2 protein-coding genes are annotated in these 1,730 nt (G+C 38.6%); both read left to right on the top strand.

What is annotated here, in order from left to right; all coding sequences use genetic code 11:
• Positions 1–290: 290 nt before the first annotated feature.
• Positions 291–779: a transcription/translation regulatory transformer protein RfaH gene (gene rfaH, locus H5203_RS22410; protein WP_145236600.1), complete on the top strand. Its 489-nt coding sequence runs from the start codon at positions 291–293 to the stop codon at positions 777–779.
• Between the two features lie 563 nt (positions 780–1,342).
• Positions 1,343–1,730: four helix bundle protein (locus H5203_RS22405; protein ID WP_182820369.1), on the top strand; the 388-nt coding region annotated here is incomplete at its 3' end.

Below are 1,730 nucleotides of genomic sequence, written 5' to 3'. Positions count from 1 at the left end.
GGTGCTTAATATCAAGGCGTTACTTTGCAAGAATGGCAGTCCCTTTTAAGAAGTAACAACGATGAGAGTATGTGCCTGTGAAACGCCCAACGGGTTGGTTTAAAAGCGATTTATACTGCGTTATTGATTTTAATAATAGAACCACTATTACTTGCAATCAATGCCTTGCCTAAATCGCTTTTAATTCCAACTGAAACTTGCAACTTGAGGTGGTTTGGGTATAAAATCCCCACCGTCTGAAATAATGACAACAAGGTCTCAGGCAAAAAGTCAGTATTTTAGGGATTGATATGGATAGTTGGTACTTATTATTTTGTAAATCAAGGCAAGAGGCTCGTGCCCAAGTTAATTTACAAAACCAAGGGATTGAAGCTTTTTTTCCTCAGCTACAAAAACAACAGCTAATTAAAGGTCGTCGTACTTTTAAGCAATCTGCTGTGTTTCCTAATTATTTATTTGTTCGCTTAAATCCTCAAACCGGCAACTTTGCTGCGGTAAAAAACACCCGTGGTATAAGTGGTTTTGTGTCGTATGGTGCATCGTATCAATTAGTACCTGATCAACTTATCAAAGAATTAAAAAATTTCGAGCTAACGCAAGATAATAATAGCTTACCGGAACCCGGTGATTTAGTGTGTCTAAATAATGGCTCGTTTAAAGACGTACAAGCAATATTTAAAGAGCCCGACGGCGATATGCGCAGTATATTGTTAGTCAACCTACTCAATAAACAAATAGAAATGAGCGTAGATAACTGCGACGTAAGAAAAGTAGGTTAAAGGTTAAAGGCACTAGGGAAACAAAGGTACTAGGTGTTAGGTTTTAGGTAGAGATTAAGCCAAGCACAGTGTTAGGGTTAAGGGTAGGCGGGGCTTTATGCCGCGCGGTTTATAAAATTCATGGCTAAAGCCATTTCCTACAGGGTTTAAATTTATCGTAGGAGCCGGCTTTAGCCGCGAAAGATATAAGTGCTTTAGTGACTAGGAGCTAAAACCTATGACTTTGTAGGTTGGGCTTTAGCCCGAAAAGAATAAATATTCACCACAGAGAACACCGAAATTACGGAGTAAGGAATAAGAAGTTAACCTAAGGGTTTCATAAATGTTTTCTCGGTGTTGCGAAATTGGTGGTAAAACAGTTTTGTAGGCGAGTAGCTTGCTACCGCGAAAGGTCTTGTATTTTACAATTTGAATTAAACTGACCAGAACGTAGGAACTGTAACCTAGGGGCGGAAGCGTGCCTAAAGCAATAGGTTTTAGGAAGACAAAGGCTTTAGACTTTAGGAAAAACCTACTCTCAGCTATAGTTAATTTATGAATTTTAGCGTGTTTAGGGCATGGTTATGAAGTTTGAACAATTAGATGTCTGGAAAAGAGCTTCCCGGTTAGCTTGTGATACTTATAAAGCTATTGCTAATTGCAAAGATTTTGGGTTTAAAGATCAAGTTACACGCTCTGCTATATCTATACCTTCTAACATTGCAGAGGGTGTGGAGCGCGATTCCCAAGCGGATCAAGCTAGGTTTTTATATTATGGTAAAGGTTCTGCTGGTGAACTAGTAACGCAAATATATATAGGTATAGAAATAGGCGTTATTGAAAAGTCGCGAGGCTTGGAATTAATAAGTGAAGCGAAAGAGGTTGCAGCGATGCTAGCGTCATTAATTAAAATCAGAAAAGGTTGTATTAAAGAGACAGAGCGTAATTACAATATTGATGAACCTAGAACCT

The sequence above is a fragment of the Pseudoalteromonas sp. SG41-1 genome, from assembly GCF_014164575.1.
GTDB classification, from domain to species: domain Bacteria; phylum Pseudomonadota; class Gammaproteobacteria; order Enterobacterales; family Alteromonadaceae; genus Pseudoalteromonas; species Pseudoalteromonas rhizosphaerae.
Note: the sequence above shows the minus strand (reverse complement) of the source record. Positions and strands in the feature narration are given on the sequence as shown.